General features: G+C 57.6%; 18 protein-coding genes. 2 read left to right on the top strand and 16 right to left on the bottom strand.

Annotation, left to right across the window (positions count from 1 at the left end; translation table 11 throughout):
• Positions 1-5: 5 nt before the first annotated feature.
• Genes MLC59_RS07610 through MLC59_RS07540 form a run of 15 tightly spaced genes read right to left on the bottom strand, consistent with a single transcriptional unit; the run spans position 6 to position 19195 of the window.
• Positions 6-1463, bottom strand: coding sequence for an oligosaccharide flippase family protein (locus MLC59_RS07610; RefSeq protein WP_248232974.1), 1458 nt, complete (start codon positions 1461-1463; stop codon positions 6-8).
• Positions 1463-2605 carry a glycosyltransferase gene (locus MLC59_RS07605; protein ID WP_248232970.1) on the bottom strand — a complete coding sequence of 381 codons (1143 nt, stop codon included), beginning with the start codon at positions 2603-2605 and terminating at the stop codon, positions 1463-1465. Before MLC59_RS07605 ends, MLC59_RS07610 begins: the two co-directional genes overlap by 1 nt.
• Positions 2598-4493, bottom strand: coding sequence for an asparagine synthase (glutamine-hydrolyzing) (asnB, locus tag MLC59_RS07600; protein ID WP_248232967.1), 1896 nt, complete (start codon positions 4491-4493; stop codon positions 2598-2600). Before asnB ends, MLC59_RS07605 begins: the two co-directional genes overlap by 8 nt.
• A gap of 23 nt (positions 4494-4516) precedes the next feature.
• Complete coding sequence (locus MLC59_RS07595) at positions 4517-5686, bottom strand: glycosyltransferase family 4 protein (protein WP_248232965.1); 1170 nt, start codon at positions 5684-5686, stop codon at positions 4517-4519.
• Positions 5686-7011 (bottom strand): O-antigen ligase family protein, encoded by a 1326-nt coding sequence (locus MLC59_RS07590; protein WP_248232962.1) that lies wholly within the window; start codon positions 7009-7011, stop codon positions 5686-5688. The genes MLC59_RS07595 and MLC59_RS07590 overlap by 1 nt, the downstream gene beginning before the upstream one ends.
• Positions 7011-8183, bottom strand: a complete 1173-nt coding sequence (locus MLC59_RS07585; RefSeq protein WP_248232959.1) for a glycosyltransferase family 2 protein — start codon at positions 8181-8183, stop codon at positions 7011-7013. Before MLC59_RS07585 ends, MLC59_RS07590 begins: the two co-directional genes overlap by 1 nt.
• Positions 8180-9250, bottom strand: coding sequence for a FemAB family XrtA/PEP-CTERM system-associated protein (locus tag MLC59_RS07580; RefSeq protein WP_248232957.1), 1071 nt, complete (start codon positions 9248-9250; stop codon positions 8180-8182). Before MLC59_RS07580 ends, MLC59_RS07585 begins: the two co-directional genes overlap by 4 nt.
• A gap of 10 nt (positions 9251-9260) precedes the next feature.
• Positions 9261-10388 (bottom strand): GNAT family N-acetyltransferase, encoded by a 1128-nt coding sequence (locus MLC59_RS07575; RefSeq protein WP_248232955.1) that lies wholly within the window; start codon positions 10386-10388, stop codon positions 9261-9263.
• 29 nt (positions 10389-10417) lie between these two features.
• On the bottom strand, positions 10418-12244 hold the full coding sequence (locus MLC59_RS07570; protein ID WP_248232953.1) for a carbamoyltransferase family protein: 1827 nt from the start codon (positions 12242-12244) through the stop codon (positions 10418-10420).
• On the bottom strand, positions 12241-13236 hold the full coding sequence (locus MLC59_RS07565; protein ID WP_248232950.1) for a polysaccharide deacetylase family protein: 996 nt from the start codon (positions 13234-13236) through the stop codon (positions 12241-12243). The genes MLC59_RS07570 and MLC59_RS07565 overlap by 4 nt, the downstream gene beginning before the upstream one ends.
• A gap of 38 nt (positions 13237-13274) precedes the next feature.
• Entirely contained in the window at positions 13275-14579 is a 1305-nt protein-coding gene (locus MLC59_RS07560) for a hypothetical protein (RefSeq protein ID WP_248232946.1), read from the bottom strand.
• A gap of 8 nt (positions 14580-14587) precedes the next feature.
• Positions 14588-15553, bottom strand: coding sequence for a P-loop NTPase family protein (locus MLC59_RS07555; RefSeq protein WP_248232943.1), 966 nt, complete (start codon positions 15551-15553; stop codon positions 14588-14590).
• 5 nt (positions 15554-15558) lie between these two features.
• The gene (locus MLC59_RS07550; protein WP_248232940.1) at positions 15559-17130 is read right to left on the bottom strand and encodes an XrtA system polysaccharide chain length determinant; all 1572 of its coding nucleotides are present in this window, start codon (positions 17128-17130) and stop codon (positions 15559-15561) included.
• Positions 17130-17774, bottom strand: a complete 645-nt coding sequence (locus MLC59_RS07545; protein WP_248232939.1) for an XrtA/PEP-CTERM system exopolysaccharide export protein — start codon at positions 17772-17774, stop codon at positions 17130-17132. Before MLC59_RS07545 ends, MLC59_RS07550 begins: the two co-directional genes overlap by 1 nt.
• Positions 17775-17779: 5 nt before the next feature.
• Positions 17780-19195 (bottom strand): TIGR03013 family XrtA/PEP-CTERM system glycosyltransferase, encoded by a 1416-nt coding sequence (locus MLC59_RS07540; protein ID WP_248232936.1) that lies wholly within the window; start codon positions 19193-19195, stop codon positions 17780-17782.
• Positions 19196-19515: 320 nt separating this feature from the next.
• Here MLC59_RS07540 and MLC59_RS07535 point away from each other — a divergent pair, with 320 nt between their 5' ends.
• Both MLC59_RS07535 and MLC59_RS07530 read left to right on the top strand, forming a co-directional pair.
• Entirely contained in the window at positions 19516-20451 is a 936-nt protein-coding gene (locus MLC59_RS07535; RefSeq protein ID WP_248232933.1) for an XrtA system polysaccharide deacetylase, read from the top strand.
• A gap of 20 nt (positions 20452-20471) precedes the next feature.
• On the top strand, positions 20472-21521 hold the full coding sequence (locus tag MLC59_RS07530; RefSeq protein WP_248232931.1) for an ExeA family protein: 1050 nt from the start codon (positions 20472-20474) through the stop codon (positions 21519-21521).
• A 244-nt stretch (positions 21522-21765) separates the two neighbouring features.
• Here the strand turns inward: MLC59_RS07530 and greA are convergent, their stop codons facing one another.
• On the bottom strand, positions 21766-22245 hold the full coding sequence (greA, locus tag MLC59_RS07525) for a transcription elongation factor GreA (protein ID WP_282450881.1): 480 nt from the start codon (positions 22243-22245) through the stop codon (positions 21766-21768).

Below are 22245 nucleotides of genomic sequence, written 5' to 3'. Positions count from 1 at the left end.
ACCTGTTATTCCCCTTTCCTGCGAAGCGTCCCCAAGACACCAGCAAATTCATCGAACAGGGGATGCCGGAACGCCCACAACAGGCCCAGCCAGACAGGGGGCATCACCAGCACTAAAGCCACTGCCGGCTGCCATGGGGGGGCCTGCTCGAAATCTATCACCTGGCGCACGCCCAGGGCGACCAGAGCACACAAACCTGCAATGGCCGCGTTGGACACCCAAGCCCTGACAAACCCCCCCGAATCCATGCCCAGATATTTCCGCAGGACCAACGTAATGACGACCACCTCCAGCATGCCTGCCAGGACAAACACCTGGGCAATCCTTTCCAGCCCACCGGAATAGGCAAAGGCAATGCCCGCCAGAAGAATGGCGAATATCCCCGCTTCCTTGAGAACCATGACCCGTTCCCTGTGCATCGCCAACAATACTTGATTGGAGAACCAGTGGACGGATCTCAGGGCAGCCCAGAGTGCGAGCCAGCCAGCAAGTGGGGCAGCAGCATCCCACTGACTCCCGAAGAACAGCCGGATAGCTGGCAAGCTGGCAAGACTTGCTACCGCCAGAACCGGCCATAGTAGTCCCCCAAGCAGCACGGTAGCCCGCTGGTAGGCGTCACTGAGGTCACCGCCTTCCCGCCTCGTCCGGGACAGGTAAGGTAAGGCCACCGGGCTGACACTGGTCATCAGTGATTCTGCGACGAACTGAACGAACCCCAGCCCGCGAGAGAAGATACTCACCTGATAGGTGGTGCCCAGCTTCCCTATCACCAGGTCAGGGGCTACAACCGTGAACTTGCGAAGTATGTTGGTTAGCGAGCTGTAAATCCCGACACTTGCAATCGCTTTGAGCCCCCTGAACTGGGGACGATAGGTCATTTGCTCCGGACTCAAAAAAAACACCGCCACCAGAAACCGTGTCAAGGCGCCGGCGGAAAGGCCCCACGCCAGCGCATAGAAGCTGGCACCAAACTGGATTAGCGAAACGATTACTGCCAGGTTTACCAATGTGCCTGCTACCTGCATGCGAAGAATCAGGTGGAACTGGAGATGCCTCGCAAGCAGGGCTGAGGACACGCTGATGTACGGTGCCAGAAAAAAGCTGACGGCCAGTATCCAGAAGATCGTCTTGATTTCAGGAAGATCGTAGAATCGGGCTATCCAGGGCGCAGACAGGCAGACAACGATACCCAAACCCCAGGAAATAATGATGGTAAGCCCCAGCGCCGACCGGACCTTCGACCGGGTTAGGTCCTCTTCCCGCACCAGATAGACTCCGGCTCCCAGGATTCGAAACTCACTCACCAGCATCACCACGGCACTGGCAACCGCGAAAGTGCCTATTTCGTCGGGCGTCAGCAAGCGCGCCACCACCATAGTGGTGACCAGGGTGATCAGCATGACACTGTACTTCGAAAGGGAAGAGAAGATTACCGCCTTGCGCATTTCCGAAAGTGCTGCCATCAATCCTCCAGCACTTTGACATACAAGTCCTGGTAACGGGACACCATGCGGGCGACCGAAAACCTTTCTTCAAAAAGAATCCGGCTCTCTCTGCCGAGTTTTTCTCGCAGGTCACGGTCCGACTTAAGACGAAGCACGGCTTTGGCAAGCTCTGCTGGATTTTCTGTGGGAATCAGCAACCCTGTGCGACCGGACTCTACAATTTCCACGTTCCCTCCGACGGCAGTAGCAATGGCAGGTACGCCCAGACTCATGGCCTCAAGCAGCGTCATGGACGTGCCTTCTGTGTGGGACGTCAACAGGAACAGATCCATGGCTGCCAGATAATCCGCCGGTTCCTCACGAAAGCCGGTAAAACAGACCCGGGATTCTATCCCAAGCTCACTGGCCCTTCGCTCAAGAGTTCGACGGTCGGGACCGTCCCCCACCATCAGCAACCAGCTGTCGGGGCAGGATTCGAGTACGATCGAAAAACCATCCAGCATCATCGCCTGATTCTTGACAGGGTCCAGACGGGCGATAGTTCCCAGCACAAAGTCCTTGTCGGGTATTCCCAGCTCGGCGCGAACTTCGCTGGCCCTGGACGGGTTCTTTTCAATGCTCCGGATGCCATTGTAAAGAACTTGTATCCGGGATTTTGGAACAAACTCGTACCGTGACAGCGCAGAGCGGGTTGCATCTGAGATGGCGACAATGGCATGGGTCTTCAGGGCCATCAAAGGATTTAGCGCAAACGCCTTGTGACGATAGCGATCCGGATGAAAGCGACCGTGCTCGGTGAAAACCACACGGGCACTGGTGCCAAGGCTGGCAAGCCAGCCGTAGAACCAGGGGGTGTATTGATGGCAGTGAACAATATCCACTCCCAGCTGCCTGATGCTCTCACGAATGGCACGAATCAATCTCTTGTCAATTCCCGCCTCCCGGGATATGGAAAAAACATCCACGCCGTCGCGTTGGAGCTGTTGTCCCATTTCGCCGACATTTCCGTCAATACAGACCACATGATTCTCGTAGCAGTCTGAAGGGAGTCCCGTTACCAGTTGCCGTATAACCTGCTCGGTGCCGCCGATTCCCATGTTGAAGGTGACGTGAAGAATCGTGGTCTGCTGCGATGACGGCCCTGGAGTTGCGTTACGCACCAGCCACCCTCCAGGCATCACTTTCTTGCCAGCCCTGCCACCACAACTCAAAGGTGAGCATACTCCAGAGTTCCTGCGTGAACTGGTAATCACCCGATAAATGCCGTTGCCACAAGCGTTGGACTAACTCCATGTCGAAACACTCTGCCAGCCCGCCGCTCTGGCTGGTAAAGGTGCGGTCTGCGATTACTTTAAGCTCATGCCCCAGCCATTGGGCGAGGGGTACGGAAAAACCCATTTTCTTCCGGTAAAGAACAGCGTCAGGCAACATTTCGGAAAAAGTGTCTTTGAGAATGAATTTCTTTTCCTTGTTCTTCAGTTTCAGTGCGGACGGAATGCCTGCCGCATACTCCACTACACGGTAGTCGAGTAGCGGAGCGCGGGTTTCCAGCGAGTTGGCCATACTCATACGATCCACTTTCACCAGAATATCGCCAGGCAGATAGGTTTTGATATCGGTATAGAGGATTTTCGACAGATGGTCGTCTGTGTCAGCGTTCCTGTAATGGCGCCGCGTCAGTTCCGCCGGATCGTAGCCAGAGGTTTCCCTCTTCAAGTCACCGGCTACTAACTCGTCCCAGACTGACTGGCGGAAGAAACTGTTCGTGATAAAGAAGGCATCGTCGGGCTCCATGGCCAAAGTGGAGAGCAGCGAACGGGCCTTCCGGGCCGGCCCGATATTCAGCCTACCCGCCAATTGCGAGAGGTAGGGAAACAGATTGCGGCGCAAGCTTGCCGGAAACCGATTGCGCAGCCGGTTCTCGATCTGGTCTGTACGGTATTTGCTGTATCCGGCAAAATTCTCATCGCCACCATCGCCCGCCAGCGCCACGGTCACTTTCTGGCGGGCCAGTTGTGAGACAAAATAGGTCGGCACGAACGATGGATCGGCAAAGGGCTCGTCGAAGAAGCGAGCAATGTCTGCGATGCTGCCTGCGACATTTTCCCGCACGGTGAACTCGTGGTGATCAGTATCGAACAGGCCTGCCACTTTCCGCGCCCAGTCCACCTCATCAAACCGTTTCGAATCAAACCCTATAGAACAGGTAGTTACCGGTTGGCTGGCGTGGGCGGCCATTAACCCGACAACCACACTTGAGTCCACACCACCACTGAGAAAAGCACCCAGGGGGACATCGCTGACCATCCGCAAACGAACCGCGTCTTCGATCAGCTCGTACAGCTCCCCCTCTACTTCCTCCAGACTTTTCGAGCCACGGCTGGCGAACGACACATCCCAGTACTGCCGGACTTCCACGCTTTGACCATCTGTGATCAGCCAATGTCCCGGGGAAAGCTTGTGTATATTCTGGTAAATGGTTTTCGGATCAGGAACGTATTGATAGGCAAAGAAATCCTTGACCGCATCGTACCGCACATCGGTTCGAACAAAGGGAACCTTCTTCAATGCCTTTATCTCGGAGGCAAACGCAAATCGACTGCCTTCCTTATAGTAATAAAGCGGTTTTTTGCCCAGCCGATCCCGGGCCAGGAATAGCTGGCGCGATTGGCGATCCCAGATTGCAACGGCAAACATGCCGTTCAAATCGTCGAGACATGCGGAGCCCTTCTGCTCGAATAACGCCAGTAACACTTCGGTGTCGGTCTGCGTCCGGAAAACCACGCCAGATTGCTGAAGTGTCTGTCTCAGTTCAAGGTAATTGTATATCTCGCCATTGAAGGCAATGACGTATCGGCCAGACGCGGAATGCATTGGCTGGGTGCCCGCATCGCTGAGGTCAATGATACTCAGCCTGCGGTGTACCAGACCGATGTTATCATCCTGCCAGGTCGCGCCTGCATCCGGGCCACGATGAATAATGGCCTGGCCCATCGCCTCCAACCAGAGGTTGTGAGACTCCCTGTCATGCGTCGGGGCAGAGCGCATGAAACCAGCAAATCCACACATAGTTAGGAAGCCCTTTCCTTGCGGCTGACACCGCTGACCGTGCGCTGATTCGCAACCAGGGATTCAAACAAGACCTCGTACTCCCGCGCCATCCTGCCGGCCGAGTACTGTTCTTCAATATGCCGACGGGCATTGGCCGCTAGCGACGCAGCGAAGTCGGGATTGGTCAGCACCTGGCGGCAACAGTCAGCCAGCGCCGCCTTGTCTCCGTGGGGCGCCAGCATGCCCGTCCTGCCATGCTCTACCAACTGGTCAACACCCGGAATATCATAGGCTACCACAGGGACACCGACGGCCATGGCTTCCATCATGCAACGGGGTATTCCTTCCAAAGAGGACGTCATGACGAAAAGATCAAATCCCTTCAACAACTGTAGCCGATCACTACGAAAACCAAGAAACTCGACCGATGCCCTGCTAACACCGTTTGCTACGATCGACTCCAGTTCCGATCGCTGATGGCCATCACCAACCAGCTGCAATCTGAGTGCTTGATCTTCACTGCGAAGCTGGTCAAAAGCACTCAACAAATCTGGAATTCCCTTACGGGGAATCATCTGTCCGATAAAACCGATAGTCTTCTGATCACGCTTGCTCGTCTTTTCCGCCGGCGTATAGTGAGACAGCTCGCGGTCAATATCTTTCAGATCTACCCCATTTCTGACGAAATGTGTCCTCTCCGCTGGAACCCTGAACCGGCGCATATCCGACTGTAGCTCTTCCGAAAGCGGAACTACCGCGTCGAATCGTCTTAACACCAGCATCCCCAGGCGGATAAAGGTCGCGAGTTTAAGGTCCACTTTCCCTGCAAATCCGTGCGGGGTGCTCATGCAGGGAACACCAGCCCTTCTTGCTGCAAGGTAACCCAGAATGTCCGACTTGTACCCATGAGTGTGAACTACGTCGATTTCACGCTCCTTGATAACGCACACCAACTGACTGACCACCCGCCAGTCAAAACGCCCCCTCATGGGCAGGTAATGAACCTGGCCCGCCACGGTAGGAAAGTACTCCGCCACTGAAAGATCCTGATGATCACTTTCCCGCGTGACCGCGAGATCACAGGTTACCGTCTCCGGATTCAGATTATTTGCCAGAGCCAGAACCCAGCGCTCCGCGCCATAAAATCCCGCAGGCGTGATGAACTGTAAAACCCGGATACGACTACCCATCAGGCGGGCGCTCTCCTTTCCTTTGAAAATGTGTGTGATTTTTGCAAGGCATCACTCTGATGTCGCAGATAGTAAACATTTGATGCAACCACCAGGAACAGAATCATCCAGTACAGAATTTCGGACCGGAACTGGTTGATAAAGCTGCCGGCGGCCAGGAAACCAATTAATCCGCACTCAAGCGCCCTGATCTGGAAGTAGGCATTGACATCACCCTGAGACAGAACCCACTTTCGGGCTTTCCTCGACAGCCGGTAAACCGATACCAGCATGGCGATGAAGAAAGTGAAACCAAACCAGCCAACTTCAGACAGGCCCTGAAACCAAAGTGAATGGACGCTTTTGTTCTCAAATTCGTCGCCAAGATAAATGGGAGCCAATTGGTTAAAACCCTGAACTCCAATCCCGAGAGGATGGTCCTTGGTCATTTCGACCGAAGCGAGCCAATAGTTGATTCGACCCGAGCCACTGGCTTTTTCATCCTCAGGATTCTGGAGCGTGCTCATTCGTTCCCAGAACGTATCATCAGCGACATAGAACGCTCCACCAAGGCCAAGCACTGCGATAAAAATCGCCATGGCGCGCTGCCCCTTCTGACGGTATTTCGAGAACATCATGATCAGCAGAAATACACCACCACTGATTACCACACCCACAAAAGAGCCACGGCTGTTGATCAGTACCAGACCATTCGCAATAAGAGCGCCGCAAATCACACAAAACACTTTTGCTTTTTTATTGCCAAGCCAGGCGTAATACATCAGCAGGGTAGCTGCCGGCACCAGAGTAGAAGCGACGCCATTGGAATCAGGAGAATCTACAACCCCGATGCCCTCAACCCGATCGCCGACATTTCGACCGGTAATGGTTGCAAGATAGCCAATATAGGTGGCACCAATCAGATAGGCCCAGATCGATGCGTGCAGTGTTGCCCTCGAGTGCAACAACTTATAGGCGACCAATACAATGATCAATAGTTTCAGAAAGTTGAACGTGAACCTTTCGTGGAGGACAGGACTCAGCGCATAAAAGCCCACAACGTAATACATGGCCAGTAACATCAACATCCACTTGAAAACCGGTTGCTGTTTCCAGGGAGCCAGTTCGCTGTATTTCCTGTAGCCAAGGCCCAGGGCTATAAGCATCAATATGGCGCTGAAAAAAGAATAGCTGACTCCCGGTATCTGGGCAGACCACCACCGAGCATCCGGGTTCAGGAAATACACCAGCTGGTACAAGAAAAATGAGGCCGCACCGCTGAAGAAAAATGTGGCGATGACGCAGCCAGCAAACACCATCAGGAACAACAACGCAAACTTCGACATCAGTCCTGCTCCTGCCCCGGCCTGGCACTGCTCCAGGTTACCTGGGTTTCACCACGAAGCGCCTTTACTATTCCCCTCAGGGAATACAGATTCACCATAACGAAGTAATAAGGCACCGAGATCCACACCGGCATCGCGTTCCTGTCAGAGAGCAGATGCCCCACACCGGCCAGCGCCAACAGTACAAGCGCCCCAGCGGCGACCAGCTGGAAAAAGCCATAGCCCTCCAGGGCCAGCAGCAGACTGCCGACGGCGCCGATCAGCAGGAACAGGGGGATCAGCCACCTCAGCAGCTTGTGGGAAATCACCTGCCACGCAAAGAGGCCCACCCTGAACGGATTCATGGTGGCCTTGACCCGCATCAGGCCGCGGATGCTGCGGTTAACGATTCGCTCCTTGCGGGCGATTTCCCGGCCGAAATCGCCCGCGGTTTCCTCATAGCAGCGGGCCTCCGGCTCAAAGATGCCCCGATAGCCCTTCGCGATTATCTGCAACGGATTGACGAAGTCGTTGATATCCTTCTGGTCCAGGGGCTGCCAGAGGTGCGAGCGAATGGCGTAGATCGCGCCGTCACCTCCCACCACGGAATGCAGCCGCGACTCCATGGCCTTGATGGCCAGCTCATAGCGCCAGTAGAGGTTCTCATTGCGGGCACTGGCGCCGGCGTCTCTGTCTGTATACAGGGCGGCGCCCACCACGTAACCCACTCGCTCATCGGCGAAGTTGCGCACCAGTTTGGTAATGGCATCCGGCGCGTAGAGGGCATTGGCATCGCTGAAGACGGTTACCTCGGACGTTAACTGCTCCATTGCCAGATTAAGCCCCATGGTCTTGCCCAACCGGCCCTCCTGGCGGATGAGTTTTACGCCCACCAGGGCGTACTCCCGTACGATGTCGTCGGTGCCGTCATCGGAGCCGTCAGACACCACCAGTATGCTTAGCCTGTCGCGGGGATAGTCCAGGGCCAGGGCATTTTCCAGCTTGTCCTGGATGACGGCTGCCTCGTTGTAGCAGGAGATGATCAGGGCAACGGACGGACGGGTTTCCGCGACGCGGTGGGTCACCTTGTCCCGGCCCAGGGTGAGCAGCCACAACGCCAGCGGATAGCCGGCGTAGACATACACCGGGATAAACAGGCATAGCAAGGTAATCAGCAACAGCAAGGTGTTCATAGACTGACGTACTTCCTTACCCCGGGGCCGATCAGGTTGGCGACGGGCAGGGGCAGCCGTCGCCAGGTGGCTTCCAGCAGGTTACGCAGGCCGCCGGGTTGTTGCGACGTCCGGGCCGGTTCGGGTTCGCCATCGGGTTTCAGGTCCAGCCAGTTCAGTGCGTGGGGTTCAGCGCCCCACTGCTTCTTGAACCGGTAGGTGCCTTCACCGGGTGTGGACCGGCCTAAGTCGAAGGTGTGGCATCCACCATCGGTGACATGGGCCAGCAGGGTCCAGTAGAGCAGCATGTTGGGTGCCAGTCGATTGTATTCTGCCAGGGTGGATGCCCAAGGGATGCTTGCCCGAGTGCCATTGATGAGCACGATTCCGGCACCCACCACCGTTTCCCCATGCCAAACCAGGCCTGTCTGCATCCGCTCGCCATAAGTGCGCTGCAGCGACTGGAACCAGCCCAGGCTGTGCACCGGCGACCCCAGGCGGTGCATGTTGACGGAAAACACCCGGTAGAAAGCCTCAATGGCATCCGCCCGGGTAGTGACCTCCGCCCGCAGGCCGTTTTTTTCTGCCTTGCGGATCTGGCTGCGCAATTTGGGTTTGTAGCTTTTGAAGAGCGCGTCGCTGCTCCCTGGCAGTTCACAGATCATGCTGACCTTCGCCAGGTTTTTTTCTTCCTGCGCATCCACTCGCTCTCCGGGCAGGCGCAGGTTGATTCCTTTCCCGCCCCGTTGCCGGGTCAGTTCCACGGCCTTGTCCCGCAGGGCGGACGCCGCTTTTTGGCTGCTGGCCAGGGGCCCGCCCAAGTCGCAAAAGGGCAAGGATATCCAGTGGGCGCCCAGCAACGGGATGCGAAATTCACACAGGGGCAGCACCCCCGCCAGGTTGCCACCCGGTGACAAAGCCACCAGGCACCAGGGCCGATGGCCATAGGCCTCGGAAATACTCTGCAGCCAGGCCAGGTAGTGATAACCCGTGCCCTCTGGGTGCCGGCTGACATAGTCATCCCATCCCGCCGCCCGGGCTTCCTCTATGCCTGTCGAGACAACTTCGACGTCGCCTGTCCTCGACATGAACGTCTCCTCAGCGCCCATAACCAGCTCCGTGTTCCCCCAGCCAGTGGTGCTTGGCTTCCCGCAGGGCGTTCTCCAGCTTCAGTTTGAAACGGGGCCGCTGCAGCGCAATTTGCACCAGCTGTCGGTGGCACTCCCCCAGGTTGGACTTGTAACGCTCGTCGCCACCCATGAAGTCATAGTAGTGAAAGCCATGCTGCCGGTAGTCTTCAATGCACAGACTGTGCCCCAGCAACCCCGGTTTCAGCTTGTTGTCAGATTCGGTCATCATGCCCCCCAGGTAGAAATACACCACCTGGTTGTGCAGCAGGTTGTAAAAGGAGGCGATCACATCGTCCCCTGCCCTTACTGATACCAGGTCTACCCCGCCTTCCGGCCACTGGCTGCGGATCAGGCTGCGGTGAAAGCGCACAAAGTCCGGGTTGGCGAACCCGCTCTGGTCCGGCCCACTGCCCCAGCGCTCCAGGTGACGGGGGCCGATGCTGTCAAAAACGGCAAGCGCCTCGTCTACATTGTCCGGTCGTATCAGTTCAACCGCCCCGCGCTCTTCGTAGAGGCGATGGGCGCGGTTCACCTGGTACCGGGTATTACGGGACAGGGTGTCCAGGTAATGCCGGCCACTGCGCCGTAACTGGTCCAGGTCCACGCCATAACAAGGCGCCTCCCAGCGGACATGCTTGAACAGACCCATGGTGCGGGCGTAGAAGTCCGCCTCGTCTGCATCGATGGCGCCTACCACGAACTCGTCCCAGGTATCCCGCTGCGCCTCCAGGAACTCCAGGCAGGCCGAGGACACGTCCCGGTCACGGCCATGCTCCGCGAGAAAGCCGTTGTACTCGATCCAGATCTGGTCCAGCACCCTGCTGCCGGTCTGGTGCAGACGCAGACACCGGGAGCGAAGCAAGCCGTGGCGCCGCTCGTCAGACGCCACCACCATGCCAAGGCCAATCAGCCGGCCGTTGTCGGTCACTCTCAGCACCCGCGCATCCGGCTCGTATACCTCCAGCCAGTGCCCCAACCACTGCCAGGACAGAAATACCGTGGGCGCAGACCGGCTTTCCAGGTCTTCCCACTCCGCCCGCAGTTGCTCCGGGCTGGCTACCGTCTGCTGGCTTACTTCCAGCTTGCCTGTCGTCATCAGCGTCCTGCTCCGCCCGCCGGGTAAGATCAGTGGGCCGGGTTCGGCTGCTTGACCAGGAAGGGCCCAATGGCAAGGTAATCCAACGCCCCCTGCACGAACGCCCGAACCGCATCCTGCGGCGTATTGACGATGGGCTCCTCGTGCATGTTGAAGCTGGTATTGATCAGGCTGGGAATACCGCTGATCTTCTCGTATTCCTTGAGGATGTCGTAATAACCCGGGTTGACGTCACGCTGGACCAGCTGGGGCCGGGCCGTGCCATCCACATGCACGGCTGCCGGGCAGTTCTCCCGCATGAACTCGGTGCAGTCGAAGGTGATGGTCATGAACTCGGCACTGTGCTCGGCACCGCGAATATTGTGGTAGCACTTCTCACGGGCTTCATAGAGCGTTACCGGTGCGAAGGGCATGAACTCGGTGCGGCCCAGGCGCTTGTTCAGCCATTGGTTCACTTCCGGCTCACGGGCGTGGTAAAGGATCGAACGGTTGCCCAGGGCCCGGGGACCGTATTCCATACGACCGTCAAAACGGGCGACCACTTCTCCGCTATGGATCAGCGACGCGACTTCTGCCGCCAGGTTATTGGGGCGGGTGTATTCAAGGTCTTCGGCTTCCAGTTCGGCGGCGATCTCGGCTTCGCTGTAGTCCGGGCCAAAATAGGCGCTGGATATGGAGTCCTTAACGCCACCCGGCCAGCAATGGTAAAGGGCCGCACCGGTACCGCAGCCGCCGTCCCCCATGTTCGGGTAGACGAAGATATGGTTAACGCCTTCAATACCGAAGAGACGCTGGTTCAGCTTGACGTTGGCCGTGACGCCACCGGAAAGCACGATCGTGTCGATACCGGTTTTCTCGACCCAGTAACGCACGTAATTGGTGGCCACCACTTCCAGGGCATGCTGATAGGCGGCAGCCACGTCGATCTTCGGGAACTTGGATGCCAGGTAACGGGAAAAAAAGACGTTGTTGGCTTCATAGATCCGGTAATCGCCCGGCTCCTGCTGGATACGGCTAAGCAGGATGTCGCCCAGGATGGACGGATCGCCGTAGGATGCAAGGCCAACGATTTTGCCCTCATGACGGCTGGGCTTGAAGCCCAGGCTGGAGGTGACATGCTCATAGAGCGTGCCCAGGGAGTTGGGGTAGCTGATACCATGTAACCGATGGATCTTGCCATCGCGGGCCTCGTTCGCAGAGCCGGCAAGGCCTGAGCCATAGCCGTCCAGGGTGATACACAAGGCTCGCTCAAATCCGCTGGCCAGGTAACTGTTGGCCGCATGGGACAGGTGGTGGTCCATGCGCTTGACGGGCTTTTCCCATCCCATCGCGCGAAGACCCTGATTCAGTGACTGCTCCCACATCTGAAACGATTCAGTCGCGCCTTCGCCCCAATGGCGAGAGCCTTTAATCGCGGCATTGTTGGAAGCCAGTCGCTGGGCCCCCGCCATGGAATAGTACGAGCTGTGCAGAAAGCCCTTCTCCATAATGGCATTGGGATGCTCAAGTCCATGGATCGGCTCATTACGATCCGGCACCCGGGTAAGTGCTTCCTTGATCTGCCGGTTCAGGTCCGCCGGCTCAAAACTACGGATAAACTGCCGCTCATCCTCCAGGTTCTGGTTGAAGAGCTTGGCTTCGTTTTCCCAGGTCAGGAACGGGTAGCAGACCTGGTCAAAGTCGCTCATCTTGCTGCCGGTATATTCCAGTGCCTTCTCCAGCGCCAGCTGTGGAAAGCCGTCCTGCTGTTTAACCCGGGAAAACCGCTCCTCGCCGGCGGCGAACAGGATCTCACCATCTTCCACGATCGAGACTGTTGAGTCCTTGTCCAGTGGCGAAATACCAAGCACTTTCATGCAAACTTCTCCATATGCGACTTGAGCCGGGTGGGGGTCGAGGCCTGCCCGCCCAGTTCGTTAAAAAAGAAATCAAAGAACCGGCGGAACGAATCGAGGAAATCCGCCAGTTGCTGTTCGTTCTGCACATAGCTGGTGTGGCCGGGCACGACGCTGGGGCTGTGGAAGCTCCAGGTAAAGGTGCGAACGCCACGGCGGTACAGGTCCCGGGTCAGCTTGATGTGCTCTTCCGTGGGGAACCCCTCCGGGGAAAGCATCAGCCGGTCGACCATGCCCAGCCGTGACAGAATGCCGGGGGCCTTCAGCTTGCGGAAGGCCATGGCCAGGTCGAACACCGGTGGAGACAGCTTGCCCGCCCAGCCCACGAATCCACCGGTCACCGGCAGCTCCAGGACACGCTTGTCCGCCGGGCCATACCAGAAGGGCCAGGCGTCGTAGTAACGGTAGTCCGGGCCGCCGTCGCCACGGGCATCCAGCGGTGGGCACACCGACAGGTCAATGTCGAACCCCAGGTCATTGAGGATGGCTGTGGTATTGGGGCCATAACCGTACCGGCCTGCCTTGTAGATGCGTGGCGCGGCGCCGAAATTCTCTGCGATGGTGTCACGGAGTCTTGTGAGCTTCTCCCGTTCCAGGGCTTCCGGCAGGTTGCCAGGATACATATTGGAACGGGACAGGGTCTCTTCCACTGGCGGGTTCACCCAGGGGTGAAGGTGTGCACCGATCTCACACTGCCCTGCATCAAGGTACGCTTTCAGGGGGGCAACACTGCGGGCCTGGCTGGCAATGGAGTAGTCCACCACATAGCAGGGTGCGATACCGTACTCATTAAAAATATCCTGGGCACGGTTGATATGGTCCATGGCGGTGACGGCAGTGGCCTGGGGGTCCGGCTCGGCGTTCCAGTCGAACTCCTCCTCGGTGTCGATCACCACAATCAGCTGCGGCGGCGTATTCGCCGGCAACCGGATGTTTTGTCTGTTCTCGAACACTGCGTCTTCCCTGTTCTTATGGTTTGGCTTTTCTGCCGTTACCAGGCCCTTTCCATACCATCCCAGCCCAGGGTAAAGAACACCCGGGCCTGGTAGCGATCCTGGTCTGTCAGGCCCCGTGTGAAGGCGGTATCAAATGCCGCCCCCCAGGAAGCCAGTTCGGTCAACCGGTGACGGTAAGTCACCGTAAACTGGTGCCTCTCGTCATCAATGGTGCTGCTCTCTTCAAGCGCATCACCCTGCCAGCGGTAGTCAAAATCAACGGTTTTGTCTTCAGCGACCGCCAGGCCCAGGCCGGCACCTGCCAGGTATTCCCAGGTCTCTTCGCCAGTCTGGACGTTTTCTTCTTCACTGCCCCGAACGATAAAATTCAGGGTACACAGGTCGCACAGTCTCTGGGTGCTGTGGACCAGGGTGACTGTGTCGTTCAGCGTCACTCCCTGCACCCGGACCGAAAACTCGTCTTCAATGCCAAGCTCCGGAATCGGTGCCAGCGCCAGGTCCAGCAGGGTGCTGCTCTGGGTGCGGTCGTAGCTGATGCGCGTGCTGGTGAGGGAGGTCTGCCACTGACGGGCGATGGAGCCGATGACGGCATCGTTTTCAAAGTCATCGCTTTCAGCCCTGGAGGCTCCGACGCTCGCCGAAAAGCTGCCGTTTTCAAGGAGGGTGTTCAGGCCGACAGAAGCAGAGTCCAGGGTGATATCAAGGTCTTCTTCGTGCTCCCAGGCCCGGCGGCCCGTCAGGGACAAGGTGCTGCGTTCAGAGAGTTGCCGCGAGAGGTTGGCTTCAACGCTCTGGGATTCGCCGTCCTGAACATCGTCTTCGGCCCAGGTTTTCGCGGCCTGGCCGCCCAGGCGAAGGGTGGTCAACTCGCCGGGGTAAAACATGACACCAGCGCCCGCATTAACGGCGTTCTGGGTATCGTAGGCCGATTCGTCCAAAGTAAAGCCGGTGTCATTGCGAACCGAGCGAATGGTATGGCCGGCGTTGAAGTCAAAGCGACCGCCCGGCTGGTAGAAGTTATAGCGGGAAGAGCCACGAACTGACAGGTTATCCCGGTCGCCAGTGGCAAGGCTGCTGCGCTCGGTTTCCAGGGTACCGCCATACAGCGCATTGAACTGGTGGGCACCGGACAGCCAGTTGGCGCCGACATCTCCGCTGATCCCGGCACCGCCACGGGTGTCGTTTCGGGAATCACGCTCGGTGTGGGTTACATCGGTAAACACTGTGGTGGTTGCGGTATAGCTGATGTCTTCGGCACGGGCCGAAGCAGAAGTCACAACCGCCAGCATGAGCGGCACGACCACAGCTGTGGCAGACAGTTTGTAAAAGGCAACATCCATGGCCCACCTCATTGCTGGAAGATCAGCCCGGAGAATTTCTCGGACCCGAGGGTTTCAACCGAGGCGACGATCTCTTCCGGAGTCACTTCACCAAAGGGTACACCCAGCACTACCTGGTTAGCGTAACGCACCAGGATATGGGCTTCCGTGCTGGCTTTAAGCGGCGGCGCATTGATAATCAGGAAACGGTCCGGGTAGCGGCTTTTCAGTTCGCCCATCAGGTCCCGCATGCGCACAGCCGAAAACAATTCCACAGCCGAACTTGCCTGGGTGCCCGGTGGCACCACACTCAACCGATCGATGCCGCTGGGGTAGATGATATCTTTCACTTTGACGGACTTGTCAGCAACAAAGTCGGTAACACCCCGGCCCATGGAAGATGACACCAGGTTGTCCAGGTCGCGGTCCCAGGGGTTGCAGTCCACCAGCAAGGCGGAGCTCTGGGCATCCATGGCAAAGGTGGCCGCCAGGTTATAGGCGGTCAGGGCCGAGTTGTCCGACTTCCCCAGGGAGGAAACCAGTACGGAGAAGTTCACGGCGCCGGCCCGGTCCCGCAACTTGATCCGTATTTCCCGGAAGGCATCCAGAATGGCCTTGTTTGGCATTCCGGAATAGATGATCTTGCGATCCCGCAGCTCATCCAGTGACCACGGCCGCGGATTGTTGATCAGGTCCAGGGAGATTGAGGAATCATACAGTGACGGCGGATGGTCGTCCTCTGCCTCCTCCACCATGGTCCAGTTAGGGGGCGCTTCGGAAACGGGCTGGCCGGCAGGCTCCGCCCGCGTGGAATGCCGCTGCTGCTCGAGCCAGGCCTCCTTCAGGAAGGCCGACTCCAGGCGTGAGCCATTGGCGGAAGATGGCGGTGCCGTCTCAGCACGTTCAGCAGCCTCCGGGTGGGCATGGGTAGCCCTCTCCGCTTTCTGGCGTTCCTGGGTTTTCAGCAGCGCGTTATAGAGTTTGTTATTGTCCATGGAAGCTAACCGCCCTGACCGGCAAACAGGCCGGTAAGTGTGTTCATGATCTGCTGTGGCGTTATACCCAGGATGCTGAATACGAGCACCGCCAGGTACCCCGCCATAAAGACCGCCAACAGGAAGAGGATGAACAGTGTGTCCTTGCGCAGAAGCCGCTCTTTCCAGCGACTGGAGTAGTGAGGGATAGACGCCAGTACCGGGATATCACCAGGCAACTGGGTCAACAGGGTGCGACTGGAGCGAACCCGGTTATCGAACATCACCAGCGCCACCAACAGGCCCAGCACCATGGTGCCACCCAGGAAGGGGCCTGCCATTCCGACCTGGTGAAGCTGCAACCCATCCCATCGAGTGGGGTACGAGGCTGGCTCCTGTATCCGGTAGCTGACGCCCTGACCTTCCACATCCAGGGTCATGGAAAGACGGGCTTTTTCCCGGCGCTCCAGCATGTCTTCATAAACGTTCTTGGTAACATTGTAATCGCGGGTAAGCTCCGCCAGCTCGGCCTCATTGGCAGCCACCCTCTCGGCACGCCCAAAGGCCTCATCAAGCAGGCGCTCCAGCGACGCCAGCCGGTTACGCTGCACTTCCAGTTGCGTCTGCGCATCGGTCAACTTGATTCTGAGTTGTTCGTACACCGGATTCTCGATCACATCACTGGAACCGGCGCTACGCCGCCCCACATCGCCGCGGGCTTTGCGTTCGCGAAGATCCTCCAGCTGGCCGAGTGCAGAGACGATATCCGGGTGGCTGTCGTGATAACTCAGGCGCAGGTCCGCGAGAGTGCTTTCAAGCTGGGCAATCTTTCGATCCACCTCCGATGCGCCACCTCCGCGACTGACCGTGCGATAGGGCTGCTCTTCCTTTAACTGCTCCGCAGTCAGCGCGACCTCGGACTCACTCTGTTGAATGGAGAGCTTCAGGTTTTCAATCTCGCCACGCAACCGTTCAATCCGGGACTGCACATTGGACGTGGTGCCATCCTGGTTGTCAGAACGAAATTGCTTCAGGCGCTCCTCAGCTGCTTCAAGCTGGCGCCGATAGGTGCTGACCTGTGCATCGATAAACTCGTAGGCACCCTGGCTTTCCGAGCGCTTCTTGCTGGATGTTCGCTCCACAAACCGGTTCAGCGCAGCGCTCAGCAGCCGGAAAGACTTGTCCGGGCTGTCGCTGCTGTAACTCAGCTCGATAAAGTTGCGGTTGGATACCCGCATGTTGAGGGCATTGCGCAACCCACTGGTGACCTGGCTCTTCTCGTTATCCGTCTCACCGCCGTTAAGCAGGCCGGCATCAAACGCCACCTGCTCCAGATAGGAGCGGCTTTGCAGCATCTCCCGGGCTTCGTTAATCCGGTCCAGGGGGGTGACCTCGGCACTGCCCCGCAGCAGTGGTTGCAAGATACTGGAGGAGTCCGCATACAACAGCGCTTCAGACGTGTAGGTCTTTGGAGTCACGTACCCCAGGCCAAGCACACCCGCCGTCACGCACATGAAGATGATGGCGGCCAGCACCCGATAGCGGTAGAGCTCCAGCTTGACCGCGTTGATCATATCGAGAATGTACCGCCAGTCCATCAGAGTTCTCCGCGCAACAGTGATTTGCGAGGCACACTGACCACATCACCAGGCTGAACGGTGTAGTTGGTGCGCATGTTGCCATCTTCCAGGATGGCTTCCACGTCAAGGTCAAAACTCTTGTATTCATCACCCGTCTGCCGGTGCATGACCGCCCGGTCACCAGCGGCGAAAGGCGTCAGACCTCCTGCTTCGAGAACCAGGTCAAGGACCGTCATACCCTGCCGGTAGGGCACGGAGATCGGCTGACCCACCTGACCTGTGATGCGCACCCGGTTACGATATTCGGCACTGACAGGGCTATCCACCACGACCGTCACTTCCGGGTTACGAATAAGCTCACTCAGACCGACGGTGATCTCATCAGCGAGCTCTTCCGGACGCATGCCCTCGGCATCCACGTCACCCATCAGGGGCATGGAAATATTGCCGTCCGGACGCACCACAATGGAACGGGTCAGTTCCGGGTTACGCCAGACGTGCACGGAGATCGTATCGCCGACACCAATCCGGTAATCCTCCGGCTCGGCCATGGCCACCGGCGGGTTATTGCCACCTTCAGGCATTCCTGCACAAGCAGTCAGCATGCTGACCAGCAAAACCAGGATGGTAGTTTTCAGTGCTGTTATCTTGTTGCTGTCCATATCGCTTATCGCACCCCTTTGCCCAATAACACCACCTCAACGGTCTGGATCATAATCAGGAAATCCATCACGATGCTGTGGTTCTTCGAGTAGTACAGGTCGTACTCCAGCTTGCCCCGGGCATCCTCGATGGACGCTCCGTAAGGGTAGTTCAGCTGGGCCCACCCCATGAGTCCCGGCTTGACGTAATGCCGGGTGTTATAGAAAGGCACCTGTTCCTTAAGCTGCTCCACGAACTCGGGCCGCTCGGGACGAGGGCCGACAAAGCTCATTTCCCCCTTGATCACATTCCAGAGCTGGGGCAGCTCATCCAGTCGGGTGTTACGGATAAACGCGCCTACCCGCGTTACCCGGCTGTCATTCTGGGAGGCCCAGCGGGCCTTGCCGTCTTTCTCGGCATCCTGGCGCATGCTGCGGAACTTGTAGATACGGAACACCTGGCCCCGGGCACCGACCCGGTCCTGGCTATAGAGAATCGGAAAGCCGGATTCCAGCACAATCGCCAGTGCCGTTAATAACATGAAAGGGGCCATGACCACTGCCAGGATCAGGCTGATGACCAGGTCGACCACCCGCTTGGTCAGGTCCCGGGAACGGGACGCTTTGAAACCATCTGAAAACAGTATCCAGGACGGGTGCACCAGCTCGAGCCGTGCCTTTTTCAGCTCCCGTTCATAGAAGGCGACAGCATCCGTTACTTCGATACCGCGCAGCTTGCACTCCATCAGCGCTTCCACTGGCAACTGCCCTCCCTCGCTCTTGCGGCGTTCCTGCTGGGCGATGACGATTTCAGAGATCCGGTTCTGGCGACAGAATTGATAGAAGTCCGTCGGGGCCGGCAGGTGATGCCGGGCGTCGACCCGCGGCGCAGCCGAGTCAGGGATACACCCCATGATGCGAATACCCGATGCCCTCAAGTTTCTTTCATAGTCGGTCAGCAGGGATTCAGCAAATTCGCCACCACCGAAAATGACCACCCGGCGGGCCAGCTGGTCCGAATCCACTACTTTGAGAAACACCTGCCGAATGACAGTGACCAGGAAAATGGCTAGCAGGACGGCCCAAAACAGCTTGTCACTGCCCGGACTGACGTTGGGGATGAGCATATAGAGGATGGTAAGGGCCAGGCCGCCCAGGAAGCAGAAGGCCACCAGGGTGCGGAAGAACATGGAGGCAAAGCCTTCGCGCACCATGGCGAAATAAACACCCATGGCCAGGGTGCCGCAGCTCATGACAAGGGCAAAGAGGAGCGCTGCACCAGCGCTGGTATGGAGGTTTGCCTCGGCTGCGCCTACCTGGTCGAGGACAAATCCGAGCAGATAGAAAGTGCCGAACAGTGCTGCAAACTCCAGTCCCCCGAGGACCAGGTAGGGAAGGTGCAGATAGTGTTTTCTGATGCGTATATAGGACACATCGAACATCCTTGTCGTCTCTATAAAACTCGTGGCACCCCGCGATGAGAAGGCCGGGGCTAACCTGCCATCACCCGAATCTGTCAGACGACGCCTGAAAGCTTAATTTCCTGTCACTTATTCTGCGCCGGGGCTGTGACAATCTCAAGGTGTTCTGTATCAATTTGTAACTGTATTTTACAACGTTTTACAGTGTGTCAGCGGATTGTTTCCAAAGATGCGGGCAAATGCCATGACAACCCGGTAGGCTAAGGCTACTATTTGAACGGATACGAAATCCGGACAGGTTTCAAGAATGGTATTCAGGGAGACGGAGAACGGAGCCTCCTATGACGGAATCAGCCAAGCCAGTGACCAACCGGCGCGCGGGTAATGGCGCCACCCTGCACGCCCTGAGCGTTGACGTGGAAGACTATTTCCATGTCGCAGCGCTGTCTGACGTTATCTCTCCTGACGACTGGGGCTCCCTGCCTTCCCGGGTAGAACGTAACACCGAGCGACTACTTGAGCTGTTTGACCGGCAGCAGGTCAAATGCACCTTCTTTGTGCTCGGCTGGGTGGCAGAACGCCACCCGGAACTGATCCGCAAGCTGGCCGACCACGGCCACGAGATCGCCTCCCACGGGTACAGTCACCAGCTGATCTACAACCAGACCCCGGCGGTGTTTGCCGAAGAAACCCGCAAATCCAAGCTGATTCTGGAAGATATCATCCAGCAGCCGGTCACCGGGTACCGGGCGGCCAGTTACTCCATTACCCGGGAATCACTGTGGGCGCTCGACATCCTGGCCGAGCTGGGCTTTACCTGGGATTCCAGTATCTTTCCGATCCACCATGACCGTTATGGCATCCCGGATTCACCGAAAACCCCCTACACCATCCAGACCAGCAACGGCACGGCATTGAGGGAATTCCCGCTGACCACCGCCAGGCTCTTCCGGCTCACCATTCCGGCGGCGGGCGGAGGCTATTTCCGACAGTTCCCCTACCCTGTGTTCCGCCATTTGTTCAGGTTGGCGAGCAACCAGGACACCCGGCCGCAGATGTTCTACCTGCACCCATGGGAAATCGATCCTGACCAACCCAGGTACGACGACGCCAGCTGGTTTTCCCGCTTCCGGCACTACACCAACCTGGACAAGTGTTACGGGCGGCTTGAGCGCTTGCTGAAGGATTTCAGCTTTGGCACCGTAAGCCAGAGCTATGAGGCCTACCAGCCCGACCGGATCAAGCTGCACCAGAACGAAATGATACGCCTGGCCTGACTTAACACGGACGCGCACCCATGTATCTCGAACATTTCGGACTACGCCGCCACCCTTTCCGCATGACGCCGGAAGACGACTTTGTCTACATGAGCCAGCAGCACTCCCGGGCGTTTGTCTACATGAATTCCGCCATCTGGAGCCCGGAAGGTTTCGTGGTGATCAGTGGCGAAATCGGCTCCGGCAAGACGACGCTGCTGAAAAAGACCATTCGCAGCCTCGATGGCAATCTCAAACTGCTCCATGTCTCCTACACCAACCTGAAGTCTGACGACTTCTTCCGTTTGCTGGTGCACCAGGCAGGGATCAAGGCGGAGACGGACAGCAAGGTGACCATGCTGTTCGCCATCATGGACTACCTGCAGATGATGGCAGACGCAGGTACGCCCGTTGTCCTGGCGGTAGATGAGGCACAGAACCTCAGCAAGGAAAACCTGGAAGACATCCGGATGCTGGCCGGCCTGGAAGGACTTGGCGGGCCCGCCATGAGGGTGATTTTGCTGGGGCAGCCGGAGCTGAAGGACCATATTCGCAAGATCCAGCAACTGTCTCAGCGGGTGAAGCTGTTCTTCCACCTGGAAGGTCTGTCCGAGAAGGAGACTGGCGAATACATCGATTACCGGCTCCTGGTAGCCGGCCACAAGGGAGCGCCCCTGTTCGATGACGCGATGATAAAGGACATCTTCGCCATGAGCGGCGGGATTCCCCGGGTTATCAACAAGCTTTGTGACGGCCTGATGATGTGCGCCTACTCGGATGAGCGCCAGGTGCTGGATCGCCGGGACCTGAAGGAGATCCGCAAGGACCTGCTCGGTGACGAACCGGCCATCGGCAAATCACCGGAAATTCCCACCAGCACCAGTTCGGCAGATTTCGAGCCTTCTGCAGATAGCTCGACACCGCTCAGCGCCAGCGGTGAGCTGGGCAATACCCTGTCCAGAATGGCAGCCGCCCTGGAGGGCATTGATGAAAAGCTGGGGATGCTTCTGAACGAAAAAACCGGAACCCCGCCACCGCAGGATTCCGGCAATGTAAAGCCCCTGTCGCCGGGGCGTCACAGGAGTAACTGAGTTTTTGCCACGGAATCCACGGAACAACACGGAAAAAGAATATAAAGATAAAGGCTTTCTTGGCCACGAAAACCACGAACAAAAGACAAAAACACTTTTTGCTTCAAGACCTTTTGGGGTCATTAATTTTCTTTCGTGGTTTTCGTGGATTTAATGGCCAATAACGTCTTTGCCTTTTTTGTTTTTCCGTGCGCCCCGCTCGCCCTGAGCTTGTCGAAGGGCTGTGGATCCCGTGGCTAATCAATCAAATGTGTTCTACTTCCTCGATTTCGTACTCCACGGTACCCGAAGGCACGCGGATGGCGACGATTTCGCCTTCGCCCTTGCCTACCAGGGCGCGGGCGATGGGTGAGGAGATGGAGATCTTGCCGGCCTTGATGTCCGCTTCGTCTTCACCAACGATCTTGTAGACTACCTGCTCGTCGGTTTCCACGTTCAGCAGATGCACCGTGGTACCGAAGATCACCTTGCCGGTGTTCGCAATGGTGGTGACATCAATGACCTGGGCGGCAGACAGCTTGCTCTCGATTTCCTGGATACGCCCCTCGATAAAGCCCTGCTGCTCGCGGGCCGCGTGGTACTCGGCGTTCTCCTTGAGATCGCCGTGCTCACGGGCCTCGGCAATAGCCTGGATCACCTTGGGGCGCTCGACGGACTTGAGCTGCTGAAGCTCTTCCCTGAGGCGTGCTTCACCATCAATGGTCATGGGTACTCGAGTCGTCAT

This window comes from Marinobacter bryozoorum (genome assembly GCF_023156245.1).
Taxonomy (GTDB): Bacteria; Pseudomonadota; Gammaproteobacteria; order Pseudomonadales; family Oleiphilaceae; genus Marinobacter; species Marinobacter bryozoorum.
The sequence above is the reverse complement of the archived record's forward strand: the minus strand, read 5'-3'. Positions and strand labels throughout refer to the sequence as shown.